The organism is Mesorhizobium sp. KR1-2 (assembly GCF_040045035.1).
Classification (GTDB): domain Bacteria; phylum Pseudomonadota; class Alphaproteobacteria; order Rhizobiales; family Rhizobiaceae; genus Pseudaminobacter.
Genome location: NZ_JBDZDS010000016.1, coordinates 1 through 17531, shown reverse-complemented (window position 1 = coordinate 17531; position 17531 = coordinate 1). Strand labels below are relative to the sequence as shown.

At 65.9% G+C, this 17531-nt stretch carries 18 protein-coding genes and 1 pseudogene; 6 read left to right on the top strand and 13 right to left on the bottom strand.

What is annotated here, in order from left to right:
• Nucleotides 1-99: 99 nt before the first annotated feature.
• The 10 genes from ABLE85_RS22930 to ABLE85_RS22885 all read right to left on the bottom strand — a co-directional run bounded on the left by ABLE85_RS22930 (nucleotide 100) and on the right by ABLE85_RS22885 (nucleotide 10017).
• Nucleotides 100-576 carry a RidA family protein gene (locus ABLE85_RS22930; protein WP_348795025.1) on the bottom strand — a complete coding sequence of 159 codons (477 nt, stop codon included), beginning with the start codon at nucleotides 574-576 and terminating at the stop codon, nucleotides 100-102.
• Between the two features lie 4 nt (nucleotides 577-580).
• Nucleotides 581-1672: a tryptophan 7-halogenase gene (locus ABLE85_RS22925; RefSeq protein ID WP_348795024.1), complete on the bottom strand. Its 1092-nt coding sequence runs from the start codon at nucleotides 1670-1672 to the stop codon at nucleotides 581-583.
• 8 nt (nucleotides 1673-1680) lie between these two features.
• Nucleotides 1681-3645 carry a CTQ-dependent glycine oxidase GoxA gene (gene goxA / locus ABLE85_RS22920; protein WP_348795023.1) on the bottom strand — a complete coding sequence of 655 codons (1965 nt, stop codon included), beginning with the start codon at nucleotides 3643-3645 and terminating at the stop codon, nucleotides 1681-1683.
• A 211-nt stretch (nucleotides 3646-3856) separates the two neighbouring features.
• Nucleotides 3857-4657 (bottom strand): anti-sigma factor, encoded by an 801-nt coding sequence (locus ABLE85_RS22915; protein ID WP_348795022.1) that lies wholly within the window; start codon nucleotides 4655-4657, stop codon nucleotides 3857-3859.
• Complete coding sequence (locus ABLE85_RS22910) at nucleotides 4654-5202, bottom strand: sigma-70 family RNA polymerase sigma factor (protein WP_348795021.1); 549 nt, start codon at nucleotides 5200-5202, stop codon at nucleotides 4654-4656. Before ABLE85_RS22910 ends, ABLE85_RS22915 begins: the two co-directional genes overlap by 4 nt.
• Nucleotides 5203-5239: 37 nt before the next feature.
• On the bottom strand, nucleotides 5240-5584 hold the full coding sequence (locus tag ABLE85_RS22905; RefSeq protein WP_348795020.1) for a cupredoxin family copper-binding protein: 345 nt from the start codon (nucleotides 5582-5584) through the stop codon (nucleotides 5240-5242).
• 62 nt (nucleotides 5585-5646) lie between these two features.
• Entirely contained in the window at nucleotides 5647-6603 is a 957-nt protein-coding gene (locus tag ABLE85_RS22900) for a metallophosphoesterase (RefSeq protein ID WP_348795019.1), read from the bottom strand.
• Nucleotides 6604-6817: 214 nt separating this feature from the next.
• Nucleotides 6818-7762, bottom strand: coding sequence for an isoaspartyl peptidase/L-asparaginase (locus ABLE85_RS22895; protein WP_348795018.1), 945 nt, complete (start codon nucleotides 7760-7762; stop codon nucleotides 6818-6820).
• Between the two features lie 60 nt (nucleotides 7763-7822).
• Nucleotides 7823-9415, bottom strand: a complete 1593-nt coding sequence (locus ABLE85_RS22890; RefSeq protein ID WP_348795017.1) for an ABC transporter substrate-binding protein — start codon at nucleotides 9413-9415, stop codon at nucleotides 7823-7825.
• Entirely contained in the window at nucleotides 9412-10017 is a 606-nt protein-coding gene (locus ABLE85_RS22885) for a MarR family transcriptional regulator (RefSeq protein WP_348795016.1), read from the bottom strand. The genes ABLE85_RS22890 and ABLE85_RS22885 overlap by 4 nt, the downstream gene beginning before the upstream one ends.
• 188 nt (nucleotides 10018-10205) lie before the next feature.
• Here ABLE85_RS22885 and ABLE85_RS22880 point away from each other — a divergent pair, with 188 nt between their 5' ends.
• From ABLE85_RS22880 to ABLE85_RS22855, 6 genes are all read left to right on the top strand, one after another.
• Nucleotides 10206-10907, top strand: coding sequence for a creatininase family protein (locus tag ABLE85_RS22880; protein WP_348795015.1), 702 nt, complete (start codon nucleotides 10206-10208; stop codon nucleotides 10905-10907).
• Between the two features lie 52 nt (nucleotides 10908-10959).
• Nucleotides 10960-11931 (top strand): ABC transporter permease, encoded by a 972-nt coding sequence (locus ABLE85_RS22875; protein ID WP_348795014.1) that lies wholly within the window; start codon nucleotides 10960-10962, stop codon nucleotides 11929-11931.
• The gene (locus ABLE85_RS22870) at nucleotides 11928-12809 is read left to right on the top strand and encodes an ABC transporter permease (protein WP_348795013.1); all 882 of its coding nucleotides are present in this window, start codon (nucleotides 11928-11930) and stop codon (nucleotides 12807-12809) included. The genes ABLE85_RS22875 and ABLE85_RS22870 overlap by 4 nt, the downstream gene beginning before the upstream one ends.
• On the top strand, nucleotides 12806-14542 hold the full coding sequence (locus ABLE85_RS22865; RefSeq protein WP_348795012.1) for an ABC transporter ATP-binding protein: 1737 nt from the start codon (nucleotides 12806-12808) through the stop codon (nucleotides 14540-14542). Before ABLE85_RS22870 ends, ABLE85_RS22865 begins: the two co-directional genes overlap by 4 nt.
• 20 nt (nucleotides 14543-14562) lie before the next feature.
• Nucleotides 14563-15456 (top strand): polysaccharide deacetylase, encoded by an 894-nt coding sequence (locus ABLE85_RS22860; protein ID WP_348795011.1) that lies wholly within the window; start codon nucleotides 14563-14565, stop codon nucleotides 15454-15456.
• Nucleotides 15457-15563: 107 nt separating this feature from the next.
• The gene (locus tag ABLE85_RS22855; RefSeq protein ID WP_348795010.1) at nucleotides 15564-16412 is read left to right on the top strand and encodes a D-amino-acid transaminase; all 849 of its coding nucleotides are present in this window, start codon (nucleotides 15564-15566) and stop codon (nucleotides 16410-16412) included.
• A gap of 223 nt (nucleotides 16413-16635) precedes the next feature.
• On the opposite strand, the gene ABLE85_RS22850 is transcribed toward ABLE85_RS22855, so the two are convergent.
• The 3 genes and pseudogenes from ABLE85_RS22850 to ABLE85_RS22840 all read right to left on the bottom strand — a co-directional run.
• Nucleotides 16636-17007: a hypothetical protein gene (locus tag ABLE85_RS22850; protein ID WP_348795009.1), complete on the bottom strand. Its 372-nt coding sequence runs from the start codon at nucleotides 17005-17007 to the stop codon at nucleotides 16636-16638.
• Between the two features lie 50 nt (nucleotides 17008-17057).
• A pseudogene (locus tag ABLE85_RS22845) lies at nucleotides 17058-17180 on the bottom strand (chemotaxis protein CheD); the annotation flags it as partial.
• The coding region (locus ABLE85_RS22840) for a response regulator (RefSeq protein ID WP_348795008.1) at nucleotides 17177-17531 on the bottom strand (355 nt) is incomplete at its 5' end. The pseudogene ABLE85_RS22845 and the gene ABLE85_RS22840, both read right to left, overlap by 4 nt.

Sequence of the window (17531 nt, the reverse complement as noted above, 5' to 3'; positions counted from 1 at the left end):
CGCTAAAACGCGCGAGGCCCGCCAATGTTGCGCCTCCGCGTGGAGTTCGTTTGGGTGCCGGCCGGGCTCGTAGCGTCCCGGCCGGCCCGACATCGATGCTTACTTCTTGACGGGCGCGTAGAAAGTCCCGTCGATTTCGGCGATGTCGCCCTGATCGAGCGCGGGAACCTCCAGCACCGTGCGCGGCGGATAGGGACCATCGCCCCAGATGTCCTTCTGGACCTTGTTGACCACAGGGCGCAGGCGCGCGACGTCGGTGACGAACACCGTCAGGCGCACCGCGTCATGCTTGGTGGCGCCGGCTGCTTCGGCAACCGCGAGCATGTTTTCGAACATCTGGCGGACGCGCGCTTCCTCTCCTTCGACCAGCTTGCCCGTGGCGCGGTCGACGCCGCGCATGCCACCCACGAAGACGAAGTCGCCCGCGCGGGCGCCGATGCTCCAGGTGCCGCTGGGGGTGATGGTGTTTTCCGTGGGAGCGATGATCTGCACCGCGCTCGTTTCCTCGGCGTGAGCGAGAGCAGGAGCCAATGCGGCCGTGGCAGCCAAGAGAAGAATGCGCAGGCTTGTTTTCATGAACCTATTCCTGATTGTCCGATTGCGATGAAGGGTGAATTCGGCGCGACCAGAAAGGCGCGTCGGTGAAACGTTGCTCGACGCCATACATGGCCTTCTGATTGGCAAGGTGATTGGCGATGCCTTCGAGGAAGGCCTGTTCGTAAGCGCGAGCGGGCGCTGGATCGCCGGCGATCAATGCCAGGGCAGCGTCCGCGACGTTGATGCCGCTCCAAAGAGCGGTGGCAAGACCGTTGGCTCCCAGCGGATCGAGCACCGCGGCGGAGTCGCCGGCGCGAAGGATGCGACCCTCGAAAATCCGGAACACCGTGACAGAAGCCGCCGGCGCGATCTCTGGTGCTGCGTTGCCGGCTACCCCATCAAGCCCAAGGCTCTCGAGCCGAGCTGCGATGGCCCGTGTGTGGCTCGCAAGGCTGGCCCAGAGCGCGCCGTTCCGGCTGGCGCCCGCAGGCAGGAGGTCGGAATCGGTGAACAGGCCCAGCATCATCCGCCGGCCCGGCATCGACGCCATGTACCACCAGCCGAGTTCCACCGCCTCGACCAGCGTGGCGGCCATGGCTTCGGTGTCATCCGGCAGGTCCAGCACGCGCCATGCGGCAACCAGCCTGTCGAGACGCCGCCTGTTTGCCGCCTCCCCGGAGGAAATGGCCGCCCGGCCGGTGCAGTCGATCAGGGCGGGCGCCTCGATGACGCGCCCGTCGGCCAGGTTCACGCGCACGCCGGTCGGCAAATGCTCCAGGGTGTTCGCAGTGAGAGCAAGGCGCTCGACACCGGCTTCGGCCAGGCTTTGCGCCATGCGCTGCTCGAGCCGGGAGCGGTCGATATGGAAACCGTGGCTCTCATCCCCCGCCTGGCGAAGCGCAGGGCCGCCCCAGATCGAGAAGCGTCCGCCGCCCCTGAGCGCGGTATCCGCGTCCAGCAGGCCCGCCCAGCCCAGCGTCTCCGCAAAATGCTCGGCCTTGTAGGACAGCGTTTCGCCTCGGCTCGGCGCTTCACCAAAGGGCGCGACCAGAAGCGGCGCGTGCCCGGCCATGGCCAGGCGACGGGCGGCGGACATGCCCGCCACCCCCGCACCGAGAACGACGATACGGTTCATGCCCGCCCTCAGAGGGTCGTGCTGGAAGCCGCAATGTCCATGGAACCGCGCTGGACCTCGACATACAGGTGCTCGGGCACGCCGGGGAGGCCCTTGGGGCCGGGACGGCGCACGAGAACGCCCATGCGGGTCCACAGCTCGATCATGCGGCGCAGGCCATCCGTATAGCCGGCCTCCACATGCAGGCCGACGCCGGCGGCGCCACGCGCCCAGGGCACCCGCGAGTGATAGAAGCGCAGGCGTTCCTCCTCGCTGAGGTCGGTGCGCATGAGCTGCTCGTAGAAGGCTTCGGGAAGCACGTCGACCGGCAGCAATGCGGGCCACCAGACCGGAGTGGGGAAGCCGTCCGCGGTCTGCACTGCCTGGCAGCTGAAGGCGTCGCCCTGCCAGGGAACGCCCATCCAGCGCGTCATGTCCCCCGGAGCCTGCGGGCCGATCGGCGCGCCGTGCTCGGGCTTTTCGGGATTGCCCGTGAACACGTTGGTCGGGTTGAGCTGGTGGCCGAGGTCCTGGATCAGGCCCGGACGGTTGGAAATCGCGAGGCGGAAGGGCAGCGACGTCTCGTTACGTCTGCGATAGAGCTCGGGATGGCGAATAGGCCAGGTGATCTCCACGCCCGGATGGAACGCGCCGCCCGAGCAGGCGTCGAGCGCAGCACGCGTGAGGGCTTCCGGCTGGAGGGCGACCGGGAGATCGTCGAGACCCGCGACGGCGTCGCCTGCCTCGTCGGCATAATCGTCCACGAACAGTCCCTTGGCCCACAGTTCAAGCACGCGGTGCTGCGTGGGCGTGAGGGTGAGCCAGGAGTGGGTGCTGTCGGGATAGTTGACGCCATCGCCCAGCATGAGCGGTAGCGCGTCCACGCGCTGGTCTTCCCCGCCTGGCCGGCGGAAGGCCTCGAACACCTTCTTGCGATCGTCCTGGCCTTCGTCCGTCGGGCGGGAGAGTTTCTCGATGACCGCCGGATCGGAGAGATCGCCGATATCGTTCCAGGCCGCGCCGAGGAAGGATGCGGCAGCCACCCACTGCATGCTGCCGGCCCGGCGCAGGATCGGCAGCACGTCGCGCCGGAAGGACACCTTGTCGGCCGGCGCGTCGAGCTGGCCGAGCGAGATCATGGCTTCGCGCGCGGCATCGTAGAGCGTGACGATCGGTTCGAGCTGCGGCGCGAACTTCGGTCCGCAGCACACCACCCATGCCGGATCGCACTCGACCTCGGCGCCGTAGATGGTGACGCTGGCCTTCACCCAGCCGTCGCTCCAATCGTCGTGCCAGCCGTCGTTGTTGGTGAAGTCGCGCACGGGGTTCTGCGGGATGGCCGTGCGGGAAACACCGTTCGCCGCGAAGACCATCAGGCGGCCCTTGTCGTCAGTGCGCAGATGACCAAGCTCCACGTCCAGCGCCTGCCAGAAGCGTCCCTGCATGCGATAGGCGGCTTCATCGCCCCCGTCATTGGCCGAGGCACCGGAAATCTCCACCGCGCCGGGGTCGATCGCGAGCATGTCCGCACGCTTGTCGAGAGGGATGGAGGCGTTGCGCAACGCGCCCGGCACGCCCGGGGCGGCTTCGCCGCGGTCCATGGCGTTTACGAAACCGTACCAGGCAGCCTTGGTGTTGGCCACATGCACGCTCCACCGCACGCCGTCGGAGGCGTCGAGTTCGCGCACCACGCGGCCCTGATCGTCATAGCCGTAGATGCGGAAGCGCTGCACCTGCTTCTTTATCCGGCCGTCGGCATCCTTGAAGCCGCCCTCGGGCTCGTTGAGCAGACCCGGCACCTCGGGCGCCAGGAACCACTGGTCGGCATTGCCGACGCGAGAAAAGCCGATCGCCGGAAAGATCGCTGCCCGGGCGATGCGCGCGCCCTCAGGCGCAGCCTCTTGCGCCTGGAGCGGCGAAACCGCCGCCTTGAACATGAGGGGCGCGGTCAGCCCCAATGCAGATGCACCAAAAAGAAAGTCACGACGTTTCAAGGAACCCACCCGTCCTGTATTTAGACCGGCTCTTCGTGACAGCCCGCCCCCTAACAGACAATTAATTGCCGACGCAAAAGCAACCATTAGTTGCATATTTCAGAAAAGAACAACTTATTCCAACCAATTGGCCTGCGCCCAGCGGAGGTAGGACACATACCTTCACCCGCGCCGGCCAATTCGAAATAAGGTCGCCTTTGCTCACCGCTCCTCAGCCGGCCGCGACCGCCGCGCGGAAGCGGGTGACAAAGTCCTGCAGTTCGGATCGCGCGATATCGGATATGGCCCAATAGGAGAAGGCGCCGTCGGTCCAATGGACGATCGAGAACCCGCCGGCCGAAACGTCTTTGGCGACCGGGGTCGCCACGGTTCCGGGCCCCTGCGGTGCCGCCACTACAGTGATCAGATGCTTGCGAAGCCGATAGACCAGGGCCGGCATCGGCTTGTTGCCGATCACCTCCACCCTGCCGCCCAGAAGCACATATCCGTCCTTCGACAGGTCGACCGTAGGCGGCGACATGCCCACCTTCGCATCGAGCCAGGGCTTGACCGTGTGGCTGTCCGAGGAGGCGACGTCTACCGGGCTCGCCGCAATCAGGCTGCGCTGATAGCTGCTGGCAATGTCGGCGACGAACTCGTCCTGCCCGCTGCGCCTCGTTGCCCAATAGGTCGTCCCGCTTGCGACAACTGCCGTAACGAGGATCGAAGCCGCCAGGGCGCGCCAGTCGTAGGAGCCAAACCGATACTTCATCGGCGCCACGGCCGCTTTGTCTTCACCGGCGAGCGAGGCAATCCGGGCCCGGAATTCCCCGCTGACCTGGGGACGGGGCAAGCTGCCAATGGCTGCCTGCAAGGCGACGACGCGCGCATATTCGGCGGCAAGCGCCGGCTCCTCCGCCATGCGCCGCTCCAGCGCCAGGCTCGTTGCCGCATCGAGTTCGCCATCGGCCAGGGCCTGGACCAGCAGACGCAAGTCCGTCGGGTTTGTCGGCAGTGCCTCACCGGCGCTCATCGCTCGCTCCCCAGTTCCGACATCAACAGTCCCCGGGCTCGAGACAGGCGCGACATCACCGTGCCGAGCGGCAGGCCGAGCATGGCCGCGATCTCGCGGTAGCTGAGGCCGTTGACGTCGCGCAGCACCAGAACTTCACGAAAGGGCGGCGGCAGCCGCGATATTGCCGCTTCGAGAGCCGCCGTATCCGCTTTCGCGATCAACTCGGCCTCGGGGCCGTCGGGATCCGCGACGCCTGCTTCGGGAGCGGCCGAAAGTTCGTCGAGATCGGCGAGATCGCCCGTGATGACGAGGCCGCGCGGCCTGTTTCGCGCCAGCCAGGTGTAGAATACGTTGCGCACGATCGTCAGCAGCCAGGCCCGGGCGTTGCCGCCCGCATAGGTCTCGATGCCGGCAAAGGCCTTCAGGCAGGCTTCCTGCACGACGTCCTCGGCATCGTCGACATTGCCGGTCAGCCAGCGGGCGAGCGCAAGGGCGTCCGCGAGATGCGGCAGGACCACCTCGCCGAAGCGTTCAGAAGGGGACTTGCTGCCTAACACAGCCACATCGTCCGGCACTCCAGAACAGATTTGCCGACCGCCTTCACTGGGTAACGGTGATCTTGCCCTGCATGTGGGGATGAATCCCGCAGAAATAGGGAAAGTCACCGGGCTTGGTGAAAGTGAAGGCGTAGGTGTCGCCGGTGTCAAGCGCCTTGGAGCGGAAGGAGCTGTCCGTCGCAACGACCAGATGGGGGATGTCGTCGTCATTCTGGAAGGTGACGGTGGTGCCGACTTTCACGGTCAGCTCCTGGGGCGTGAAGGCGAAGTTCTCGATCTTGACGCTCGCGGCGTCTCCGGCGCGGACCGGTACTTGCACTGCCGCCATCATGCCGAGGGCGATGCAGAGAACGGCAAGCTGCCGGGCAGGAAAACGGATGGGAAGCATGTAGATTTCCTCCTATTGAGGGCGGTGACGCCACCGCCCTCCAGATCGCTGACGGCGGGCCGCTAGCTGTCGGCCAGCGTGCTGTCGATGATCGCGAGATCCGCCTTGCCCCGCTTCACCGCGACATCGGTGATGCCGAGCAGGCCGCGAAGCTGGCCGGGCGGCACCGTCATCGGCCCGGGCGCCGGAGCGGTGCCGGGCGCCGGCTGCGGGAAGGCGGTCGAGCGGGCCGTGTGGAAGGTGATGTTGCCTTCGACCTTCTGCATGATCTGGTGAATGTGCCCGTTAAGCACCGTGACCGAGCCGAAGCGCTTGAGCATGGCGAGCGCCTGTGCGGCGTCGTCCGTGCCCCATCCCCATTCGGGATAGATCGCCCAGAGCGGAATGTGGGCGAAGACGACGACCGGGGTCGAGTTGCTCACCCCCTTCAGGTCGTCGGCAAGCCAGGCCAATTGCTCGGCCCCGAGATTGCCGAGGCCGCCGGCCTTCAGGTTCACGACATTGACCAGCCCGACGAAGTGGACGCCGTTCTGGTCGAAGGAGAACCAGCCTTCTCCCTTGGTGTTCTTGCCATAGCGGTCGAGATAGGCGCGACCTTGGCCCTCATCGATCACGTCGTGCTCGCCTGGCACGTAGTGCACGTCGAACCCTGCCCCGCCGATGATCTGCTCGGCGGCGTCGAACTGGTCGGCCCTGGAGAGATGGGTGATGTCGCCCGTGTGGATCATGAAGGACGGCTTGATCGGCAGAGCATGGATCTTGGCGATGGCCTCCTTCAGCGTGTCGATCGCATGCGGATTGGCCGCCTTGTCGAAGCCGATATGGCTGTCGGAGATCTGCAGGAAGGTGAAGCCCTGGGAGAGTGCCTCTGCTGCCTTGGCCTCGCCAAGCAGGTTGAGCGAGACCGGCACCCCGCCCGAGATTGTCCAGAGCACGCCGGTGCCGGCCCAGATCATGCATTCCAGCGCGTGGCGCCGTGTGATGCCGTTTCCGTCATTGTCATCGTGATGAGAAGTCATGTCGGTCTCCTGTCGCGTCGTGGGTGGCGCATGCTTAGGAGACCGGCGGACCGGCCCGTTTATTCCCGCATCCCGGCTCTCAGGCAGTCACAGTGACGTGATGGCAACGGGACACGAAACGAGCGCAAACGGCCCGAAAACCGTCAACCGGTTCTCGGGCCGTTGCAAGGATGACGGACCTTGGAGTCGTTTGGCCAGTCGCCAGACGACTGCTCTAGAGTGCGAAGACCTTGTCGTGGGTGCCGACGAAGAACTTGCCTTCGGGCGTGACCCAGCCGCGGAACATGCCGTCGGTGTTGTAGGGCGCGGCGATATTGCCCTTGGCGTCGACGGCCACCAGCCCGGCGCCGATGCTGCGCGGCTGGAACTCGTCGATGATGATCTTCGAGGCCGCCTGCTCCAGGCTTTCGCCGAGATAGGCAACGCGCGAAGCCACCTCATGGCCCACCGCGTGCAGGATGAAGAACTCGCCCTTGCCAGTGCCCGACACGGCGCAGACGCCGTCGCGCGCATAGGTGCCGGCGCCGATGATCGGGGAATCGCCGACGCGGCCCTCGGGCTTGTTGTTGTAGCCGCCGGTGGAGGTGGCAGCCGCGAGATGCCCCGCCGCGTCGAGCGCCACCGCGCCCACCGTGCCGTGCTTTTCGGACTCGCTCGCCTTGGCCGCGGTGCCCTGCTTTTCATGTTCCTTCATGGCGGCAAGCGCCTTGACCCGGCGCTCGGTGGTGAAGTGGCTGTTCGGCACCACTTCCAGGCCGCCTGCCTTGGCATAGTCGTCAGCGGCATGGCCGGCCAGAAGCACCGCCTCGCCGCGTTCCATCACCAGCCGCGCGGCCTTTACCGGGTTGCGGATGTGACGGGAGCCTGCCACGGCGCCGCCGGTCTGGGTTTCGCCGTCCATGATCGAGGCGTCGAGCTCGTGATAGCCGGCCGCGTTGAGCGCCGCGCCATGGCCGGCGTTGAAATGCGGAGAATCCTCCATCACCACGACTGCGGCTTCGACCGCGTCGAGCGCCCGCCCGCCGGCGGACAGGATCGCCCATCCCGCCTCGAGCGAGCGGCGCAGATCCACGCGGGCGGCCGCCCATTCCTCTTCGCTCAGGTCGAGCTTGGCCATGACGCCGCAGCCGCCATGGATCGCCAGTGCAACAGGTCCCATTTCCAATTCCTCAAATGCTGCGGCCGCCCTCGCGGGCGGCCGCTTTCTCATTGGCTTATATCAGTTTGCCGGACGGATGTTCATCGCCAGCGTGTCCTCGTCGGAACGCGGGATGATCGTCAGGCCCTTCTTCAGGCCCCAGGCCGAAACCGTCGAGGCGACCGGCAGGAGCGGCCGCTCCTTGGCGACAAGGGCGTTGGCATCCTGCAGCAGCATCTCACGCTTGGGCGTGTCCATCTCGGCCGCCGCGGCTTCGATCAGCTTGTCCATTTCCGGGTTGGAATAGAAGTGGACGTTGAAGGCGCCGAGCTTGGTGGCCGGATCGTTGGTGTGCGCAAGCGCGCCCAGCGTGTAGTTGGCCTCGCCGGTCAGCGTGCCCCAGCCGGACATGCCGAAGCTGTAGTCGCCGCGGGTGTTGGCCGGGAAGTAGACCGCGCCGGGCTGCGCATTGGCCTCGACCGTCACGCCGATGGAAGCCAGCATCTGGGCGATGGTGGTGCCCACTTCCTTGTCGCTCGGCAGGCGGTCGTTGGTGAAGTTGAACACCACCTTGAAGCCGTCCGGATAGCCGGCGTCAGCCAGGAGCTGCTTGGCCTTCTCCACATCCGGCTGCGTGACCTGAATGGCCGGATTGTAGCCGAAGATGTTCGGCGTCACGATCTGCGACTGGGCCTTGCCCATGCCTTCCATCGCCACCTCGGTGATGGTGTCGCGGTCGATGGCCAGATCGAAGGCCTCACGCACGCGCGGATCGAGGAACGGGTTCTTCGGCAGGGCCGAGCCGTCATTGGCCGTCACCTGCGGCGTCTGCTCGCGGAAGTCGAAATAGAGCAGGAAGGCATAGACGCTGTCGATCTTGGTGATGCTGATCGAGGAATCCTGCTCCAGCGTCGGGATATCCGAAGCCGGGATGCGGGCGGCGACGTCGACCTGGCCGGCCTTGAGCTGGGCAACGCGCGCGGCGTCGTTCGGGATCTCCTTGCGGATCACCTTGTCCCACGGCTCCTTGCCGCCCCAATAGTCGTCGAAGCGCTCGAGCACCAGCTCTTCCTTCGGCGTCCAGGAGACGAACTTGTAGGGGCCGGTGCCGATTGCCGCCTTGCCGGAGTTGAAGCCCTCGGTGGCGTGTTCCGGCGTGTCGGAAAAGTCCTTGGCCGCGACATGCGAGACGACGAACAGTCGGATGAAGTCGTTCGGCAGCGTCGGCGCCGGGCCGTCAGTCTTGATGCGGATGGTGTAGGGATCTACGATCTCGATGCCCTGCACGCGGCGCACATAGACCGTCGTCGGGTTCGGGCCGGTGACGTGCGGGATGCGCTCGATGGAGAACTTGACGTCCTCGGCGGTGAAGTCCGAACCGTCGTGGAACTTCACGCCCTTGCGCAGCTTGAATTCCCAGGTGGTGTCGTCCAGCGCCTGCCAGCTTTCGGCCAGGCCCGGCTCGAGCTGCAGGTTGTCGCCAGATTTGATCAGCGTGTCATAGATGTGCTTCATCGCCTCGGCCTGCGTGCCGGTGGCAGTGAAGTCGGGATCGATCGATGCCGGGCCCGACCGGACGGCGACCGTAAGATCGGCCGCCATCGCCATGCTGGAAACGCTGGCATACAGGCCGAGGGCAAGTGCCGCCCCGGTGGTTACGCGCAAGAGATTCATACTTCTTCCATCTCCTCTGGAGTGTCGGTTTGTTGGCTGGATTTCTTGTTGGACGGCCAGGTCTCTGGCCACTTCCTCGAATCGGCGACGACCTTGGCCAGCAGTTCCGAAAGCATCAGCTGCTCGGCCGGGCTGAGCCCTTTCAGCATCAGCTGCTCGCGTTCCCGCATGGGCTGCATGGCCTCGTCGACGATACGTCTTCCTTCATCCGTCAGGTGCAGGACGAAGCTTCTGAGATCGCCCGGATCCACCTCGCGGCGGACGATCTTCTTGTCGATCAGCTTCTGGATCGCGCGGCTGATCGTATTTCTTGGAAAGCCGGACGAATTGCAGATGGCGCTCGCCGTCACGCCGTTCTTGAGGCTGAGCGAGTAGAGCACCACGAATTCGACCCGCTGCAGGCCGAATTCCACCTCGATCCAGCGATAGATCGGCACGTTGAACTGCAGCGCCAGGAAATTGATCCGGAACGAGAACCAGCAGGGGTTCTGCCACAGTTTGACGGCGACGAGCTCGTCGACGGCGCCGTCTGGCGTGTCCCGCCGTCCCGCCTCCATGAGCAGATCATCAAGGGTCGTCAAACCGGTGTCGTCCGACGCCATGGCCTCTTCTCCCCACCCGTCGTTTGTTCCGGATGGAACTTGACTTAGCGCAAATCGGCTGTCAATTTCTTTTTTTAGTTCCTAATAGAACAATGTTGAACTAATGCGACGCGGCGCTGACGGCGCTTTCGCCTCTGCGTCAATGCTCGTGTCGAACCGACTTCGCATAGCCTGAAAGTGAGAGCACGATGGACATAGCCGGGATGAATTGGATGCAGGTGGAAGAGCGCGTCGCCAGCGACGACCGCTGCATCCTGCCGATCGGCAGTGTCGAGCAGCATGCCTATCTGAGCCTCTGCACCGACATGATCCTGGCTCAGAAGATCTCCATCGATGCGGCCGCGCCGCTCGGCATTCCGGTCTTCCCGGTCATGCCTTACGGGCTCGCCGCCTCCTTCTCCGCCTATCCGGGCACCATGACGCTGAGGCTTTCCACATATATCGGCGTGATCGAAGACCTGCTGGACAGCATGTACCGGTCGGGCTTCCGCCGCATTCTCGTGGTCAACGGCCACGGCGGCAATACGCCGGCGACGGCTGTCATCTCCGAATGGCTGAACGCGCACCCGGATGCCCGCGTGAAGATGCACGACTGGTGGCGTGCGCCGGCAACCTGGCAGAAGGTGATGGAAACCGACCCGGCGGCCTCGCACGCCTCGTGGATGGAGAATTTTCCGTGGACGCGTCTTGCGAATGTGGCCCAGCCGACCGAGCCCAAGCCGCGCATCGATTTCGCCCGCCTGGCGCGCGTCGATGCCGTGACCAAGCGCGAGATGCTGGGCGAAGGCAACTATCACGGCCTTTTCGAGCGTCCCGACGCCGACATGCTGGCCATCTGGGACGTCGCGGTGGCAGAGACCCGCGCGCTTCTGGAATCCGACTGGAACTGATCCGAGCCAACTAGGGCAAGATGACGTCCGCAACGGACGCGACAGGGGAGCGATGTTTTCTTTCGTCTTTCAACGCACTTTCCAGGCGGGACTCGTGGTCATCGCGATGTCCATGCTGGTGTTCTGCGGGGTCTACGCCGTCGGTAACCCGATCGACGTTCTGCTCTCTCCCGACGCCACGCAGGAAATCCGCGCCCAGGTGATCGCCCGCTACGGCCTCGACCTGCCGCTGTGGCAACAATATCTGGAGTTCGCCAACCGGCTCATCCATGGCGACTTCGGCACCTCCCTCGTCTACGGCATGCCGGTCGGCTCGCTGATCCTGTCGCGCCTGCCTGCCACGCTCGAACTGGCGCTGTTTGCGGTCATCCTCGCCTCGGCCGTCGGCATCCCGCTCGGCGTCTATGCCGGATACCGGCCGCAGAGCCTCGCCTCGCGGGTCATCATGGGCGCCTCGATCCTCGGCTTCTCCGTGCCGACCTTCTGGTTCGGACTGATGCTCATCATGGTCTTTGCCGTGCAGTGCGGCTGCATGCCGGCCGGCGGGCGCGGCGCGACCGTCTCGCTCTTCGGCGTCGAATGGAGCTTCCTCACCGCCGACGGCTTCAAGCACATGCTGCTGCCCGGCATCAACCTGGCGCTGTTCAAGCTGTCGATGATGATCCGCCTGGCCCGCGCCGGCACCCGCGAGATCATGCTGAGCGACACGGTGAAGTTTGCCCGCGCCGCCGGCATCAGCGAGCGCACGATCCTGCTGCGCCATGTGATGAAGCTGATCTCCATCCCGTTGGTCACGGTCTTCGGCCTGGAGTTCGGCTCCACGCTGGCCTTCGCCGTGGTGACGGAGACGATCTTCTCCTGGCCCGGCCTCGGCAAGCTCATCATCGACAGCATCACCTCGCTCGACCGCCCCGTCATGGTGGCCTACCTGATGCTGGTCGCGCTGCTGTTCATTGTCATCAACCTGTCCGTGGACCTTGTCTACGTGCTGCTCGATCCGCGTCTGAGAAAGGGACGGTCATGACGAACGCCTCGACTCCGCTGCGCAATTTCTTCAGGGAATTCTCCCGCAACCGTGTCGCGCTCGCCGCGGGCATCGTGACCTTGCTGATCGTCGTGCTGGCGCTGGCGGCCCCGCTCGTCGCGCCACAGGACCCGTACGACCTCGCCCATCTGGTGTTGCGCGACGCGCGCCGCGCGCCGGGCTATGTCGGCACCAGCGGCTACGTTCACCTGCTCGGCACCGATGCGCAGGGCCGCGACCTGCTCTCGGCGATCCTCTATGGCCTGCGCATCTCGCTCAAGGTCGGCGCGATCTCGGGCGCCATCGCCTTCACCCTCGGCGCCCTGGTTGGCACCAGCGCCGCCTATATCGGCGGCCGCACCGAAAGCCTGCTGATGCGCATCGTCGACCTGCAGCTTTCGTTCCCGGCGATCCTGCTGGCCTTCGTGATCGCGGCCATTCTCGGCCAGGGCCAGTACCAGCTCATCCTGGCGCTGATCTTCGCCCAATACGCCTATTTCGCGCGCACCGCGCATGGCGCGGCCTCCGCCGAACGGCAGAAGGACTATGTCGAGGCAGCGCTCTCGGTGCCGCTGAAGGCACGGCGGGTGGTGCTTCGGCACATCCTGCCCAACGCCCTGCCGCCGTTGATCGTGGTGGCCACGGTGCAGGTGGCCAGCGCGATCTCGCTCGAAGCCACTCTCTCCTTCCTCGGCGTCGGCCTGCCGCCGACGGAGCCGTCGCTCGGCATGCTGATCGCCAACGGCTTCCAGTATTTGCTGTCCGGCCGCTACTGGATTTCGATCTACCCCGGCATCGCGCTCATCCTGTTCATCGTGTCGCTGAACCTCGTCGGCGACCAGATCCGCGACCAGCTCAACCCGAGGCTGCAGAAATGACGGCGCCGCTCCTGCAGGTCACCGACCTCAAGACCCATTTCCACACCGCCAAGGGCCTGATGAAGGCGGTGGACGGCGTGTCGTTCTCGCTGGCCGCCGGCGAAGTCCTCGGCCTTGTCGGCGAATCCGGCTCGGGCAAGAGCATCACCGGCTTCTCGATCATCGGCCTGATCGATCAGCCGGGCCGCATCGAAAGCGGCTCATCGATCAAGCTCGAGGGGCGCGAGCTCGTCGGCCTCGCGCCCAATGAGCTGCGCGCCATCCGCGGCAAGGTCATCTCCATGGTCTTCCAGGATCCGATGATGACGCTGAACCCGGTGCTCAGCATCTTCACGCAAATCCGGCTCGCCCTGGAGGCGCACGGCAAGATCTCCACCGCCGAGGCACGCCAGCGCGCGATCGCGGCGCTGAAGCAGGTGCGCATCCCCGACCCCGAGCTCAAGGTCGACTTCTACCCACACCAGTTCTCCGGTGGCATGCGCCAGCGCGTGGCAATCGCCATTGCGCTTCTGCACAAGCCCAAGCTGATCATCGCCGACGAGCCGACCACCGCGCTCGACGTCTCGATCCAGGTCGAGATCCTGGCCGAGATGAAGGAACTGGTGAAGGAAACCGGGACCGCGCTGATCTGGATCAGCCACGACCTCGCCACCGTCGCCTCCATCGCCGACCAGGTCGCCGTGATGAAGACCGGGCGCATCGTCGAGGCCGGCGCCACCAACGACGTGTTGCTCAACCCGCAGCATCCCTATACGCGCGGACTGCTCGACGCCCTGCCCTCGCGCGCCGAACCCGGCGCCATGCTGGCCCGCAACAGCGGCGACGGCGAAGCCGATCCGGCGCCGCCGCCACGCCGCGAGGCCTCCGGGCAGACCCGGGTGCCGAAGCACGACGTGCCCTATTTCGTCATCGAGGGCGTCAGCAAGCAGTTCCGCAGGAACACCGGCCTGCTGCACGACCTCGCCGAGAAGGCGGGTCTTGCGTCGCCCGTTCCCGTCGTGCAGGCGGTCGACAATATCAGCCTGACGCTGGCACGCGGCGATGCGCTGGGTCTCGTCGGCGAATCCGGCAGCGGCAAGTCGACGCTGGGCCGCATCGCGGCCGGCATCTACGCGCCCACCACCGGCAAGGTCAGGCTCGAGGGCGACCCGGTCATCTCCGGCGGCCGCAACCCCACGAAAGTGACCACGCGCGTCCAGACCATCTTCCAGGACCCGTTCGCCTCGCTCGACCCGCGCATGCGCGTCGGCGACAGCATCTCCGAGGGACCGCTGGCGCATGGGCTCGTCACGCGGGCGCAGGCCGGCGAATATGTCCGCCAGTGGCTCGCCGCTGTCGGGCTCGACCCGGCCTTCGCCAGTCGCTATCCGCACCAGTTCTCCGGCGGCCAGCGCCAGCGCGTGGCGATCGCGCGCGCGCTCGCCATGCAGCCGGACGTGGTGGTCTGCGACGAGCCGGTGGCCTCGCTCGACGTTTCCATCCAGGCGCAGATCATCAATCTGCTGATCCGCCTGCGCAAGGAACTGGAGCTGACGCTGATCTTCATCAGCCACGATCTCTCGGTCGTGCGGCATCTGTGCGACCGCGTCGCGATCATGTATCGCGGCCGCATCGTGGAGGCCGGCCAGACCGCCGAGATCTACGAGAACCCGCAGGACGACTATACGCGGCGGCTGCTCGCGGCAGTGCCGGTGCTGCCGCAGCAGGTGCAGGCGGCCGCGGCAGCAGTTTGAACCATCAAAATACGAGGTGAATGATGGAACCCTGGCAGTGGGACGAGTCGGTTTGGCGCGGCAAGGTGGAGAAGATCCGTGCCGGCCGCTCGCTGAAGCCTAAGGCATGGAAGAACGGCGCGCGCTGCGCCGTGGCACTGTCCTTCGACAGCGACCATGAGAGCAACGAGCTGCGCGACGGCGGCGAATCCATCGGCCGCATGTCGCAGGGCCAGTATGGCAACCGCGTCGGTATCCCGCGCATCCTCAAGACGCTCGCCGACAACGACATCAAGGCGACCTTCTTCGTTCCGGCCGTGGTCGGCCTGCTCTATCCCGACGAACAGCGGCGCGTAGTTGCCGAGGGCCACGAGATCGGCCTGCACGGCTGGATCCACGAGCTCAACACCAAGGTGCCGCCGGAAAACGAGCGCGACCTGCACTTCCGCGCCGCAGACACGCTGGAGAAGATCACCGGCGTTCGCCCGGTCGGCATGCGCACGCCGTCCTGGGATTTTTCCAGCGTGACGCTCAAGATCCAGCGCGAACTGGGCCTGCTCTACGATTCCTCGCTCATGGCCGACGACGACCCGTACGAGATCGTCGAGAACGGCGAACCGACCGGCATCGTGGAGCTGCCGGTGGAATGGATCCGCGACGACGCGGTCTATTTCAACATGAACCGCTTCACCGCCCTGCGCCCCTATATGGCGCCCTCGGGTGTGCTGGACATCTTCCGCCGCGAGTTCGACCGCGCCTATGAGGAAGGCGGCCTGTTCCTTTTGACCATGCACCCGCATGTCATCGGCTACCGCTCGCGCATCTCCATCCTGGAGGAGCTGATCCGGCACATCCGCGGCCACGACGACGTCTGGTTCGCCACCCATGCCGATATCGCGGCCTATGCCGCCGAAGGCCTGCGCGACGGCAAGTGACCCTCGACGCGCCGGCTGGCCTCCCGCCGGCCGGCGCGGCACCTGAAAAACCCTTCGTGCGGGGCGGGCGCGCCCAGCGACGCCCCTCCGGCTTACCGGAGAGCAAGTTGGCCAGAATCATCTACATCAACGGCGACTATGTCGCCGAGGACCAAGCCAAGGTTTCGGTTTTCGACCGCGGCTTCCTCTTTGCCGATGCCATCTACGAGGTCTCCGCAGTCATCGGCGGCAAGCTGGTCGACAACGACCTGCACCTCGCCCGCCTTGAGCGTTCGCTGAACGAGATCTTTATTCCCATGCCGTTGCAGAGGGACGAGATCGCCCAGGTCCAGCGCGAGCTGATCGCGCGCAACGGCCTCGACGAGGGCGTGGTCTATCTGCAGGTCACCCGCGGCGTCGCCGACCGCGACTTCGGCTTTGCCGACGACATGAAGCCATCCTTCATCGCCTTTACCCAGCAGAAGAACCTGGTCAACGCCGCGTCCGTGCAGAACGGCGTTGCCGTCGGCATCGTCGCCGACAGCCGCTGGGCGCGTCGCGACATCAAGACGACCATGCTGCTGGCGCAGGTCCTGGCCAAGAAGTCGGTGAATGCCGGCGGCTTCCACGAGGCCTGGATGGTGGAGGATGGTTTCGTCACCGAGGGCGCCTCCTCCACCGCCTTCATCCTCACCGGGGACGGCGTGCTGGTCACCCGGCCGAACTCGCAGGCAATCCTGCCAGGCTGCACCCGCCGCGCGGTGATAAAGATTGCGGAAGACCGGCAGCTTCGCTTGGAGGAACGGCTGTTCACCGTCGAAGAGGCTTTTGAGGCGGCCGAAGCGTTCCTCACCAGCGCCTCGAGCCTGGTCACGCCGGTCAACAGGATCGGTGATCGCATCATCGGCGACGGCAAGCCCGGCCCGGTGACGCGGCAACTGCAGAAGATTTATCTGGAACTGGCGCTCGCGGACTGACGCCGCCACTCCTTGCGACGGCGGCCGCCCCTTGCGGCCGCACGCCTTTGACCTGTTCTGTCTTCAGCTTCGGCTTCAGCGAAGATGGGCTCGGCTCCCTTTGGGCCGGCAGTTCGGTCCGAGCCGTTTCGGGCCTTCGTATGAGAGGCCGATCCACTCTCCCGTATTCTTGGTCTCGACCTGGTGTGAACTCCCCTACCCGGAGCGCTGAGGGTAGACCGCCCTAGAAGAAGTCGCAGTCGCCGTCTGCTTCGGCGTCGCGCGGCTGGTCGGACGTCGCGCCGGCGAGGCGGTTGGCGAGGTCGGCGAGCGGGATGGCGGCGAGCGCCGGGCCGGCGTCGATCCGCCAGTTGGCGGGGGCAGCGGCGGCGAGATCGGCCAGCAGGCCGGCGAGCGCGCGCAGCGTCTGCTCGGTGAGGTCGAGACCCTGCAGGGCGCGCAGCGCGTCGGGATCGGTGCGCGCGGCCTCGGCGAGCGGCTGCAGGCGTTCGACGGCGGCGGCGCGCTCGGCGAGCTCGGTGCCGAGACGGTCGAGCAGGTCGGACAGCGACGTGTCGGCGTTGGGCGTGGTGCTGGCGCTGGCGCTGGCGTGCATGGGCGGGACCTGGGGTTTTGTCAGAAGAACTCGACGGCGCCGGCGCGCACCAGCGGGTCGCGGATGCAGGCGGCGACGCAGGAGCCGAGGATGGTGGTCAGCACGACGCCCTCGTCGGCGACGACATGGTACTCGCCGCGCAGCACGGTGAGGCGGGCGGGTTTGGCGGTCACGTCAGCACCCCGACGATGGCCTCGATGGCGTGCTTGAGCTGGGCGGTGGTGAACGGCTTGGTCAGGTAGTTGTTGACGCCGAGCGCGGCGGCGCGCTCGACCAGGGCGCGGTCGCTCTTGCCGGTGAGGATGATGAACGGGGTGTTGCGCAGCGGCCCGTAGGAGCGGATCGCCTTGAGCAGGCCGAGCCCGTCGAGCTTGGGCATGTTGAAGTCGGAGATGATCAGGTGGCAGGGCTTGTCCATCATCATGCGCAGCGCCTCCTCGCCGTCGCGGGCGAGCGCGATCTGGCGGATGCCCATGTCCTGCAGCGCCTCGGTGATGAGCAGGCGGCTGGTGGTGGTGTCGTCG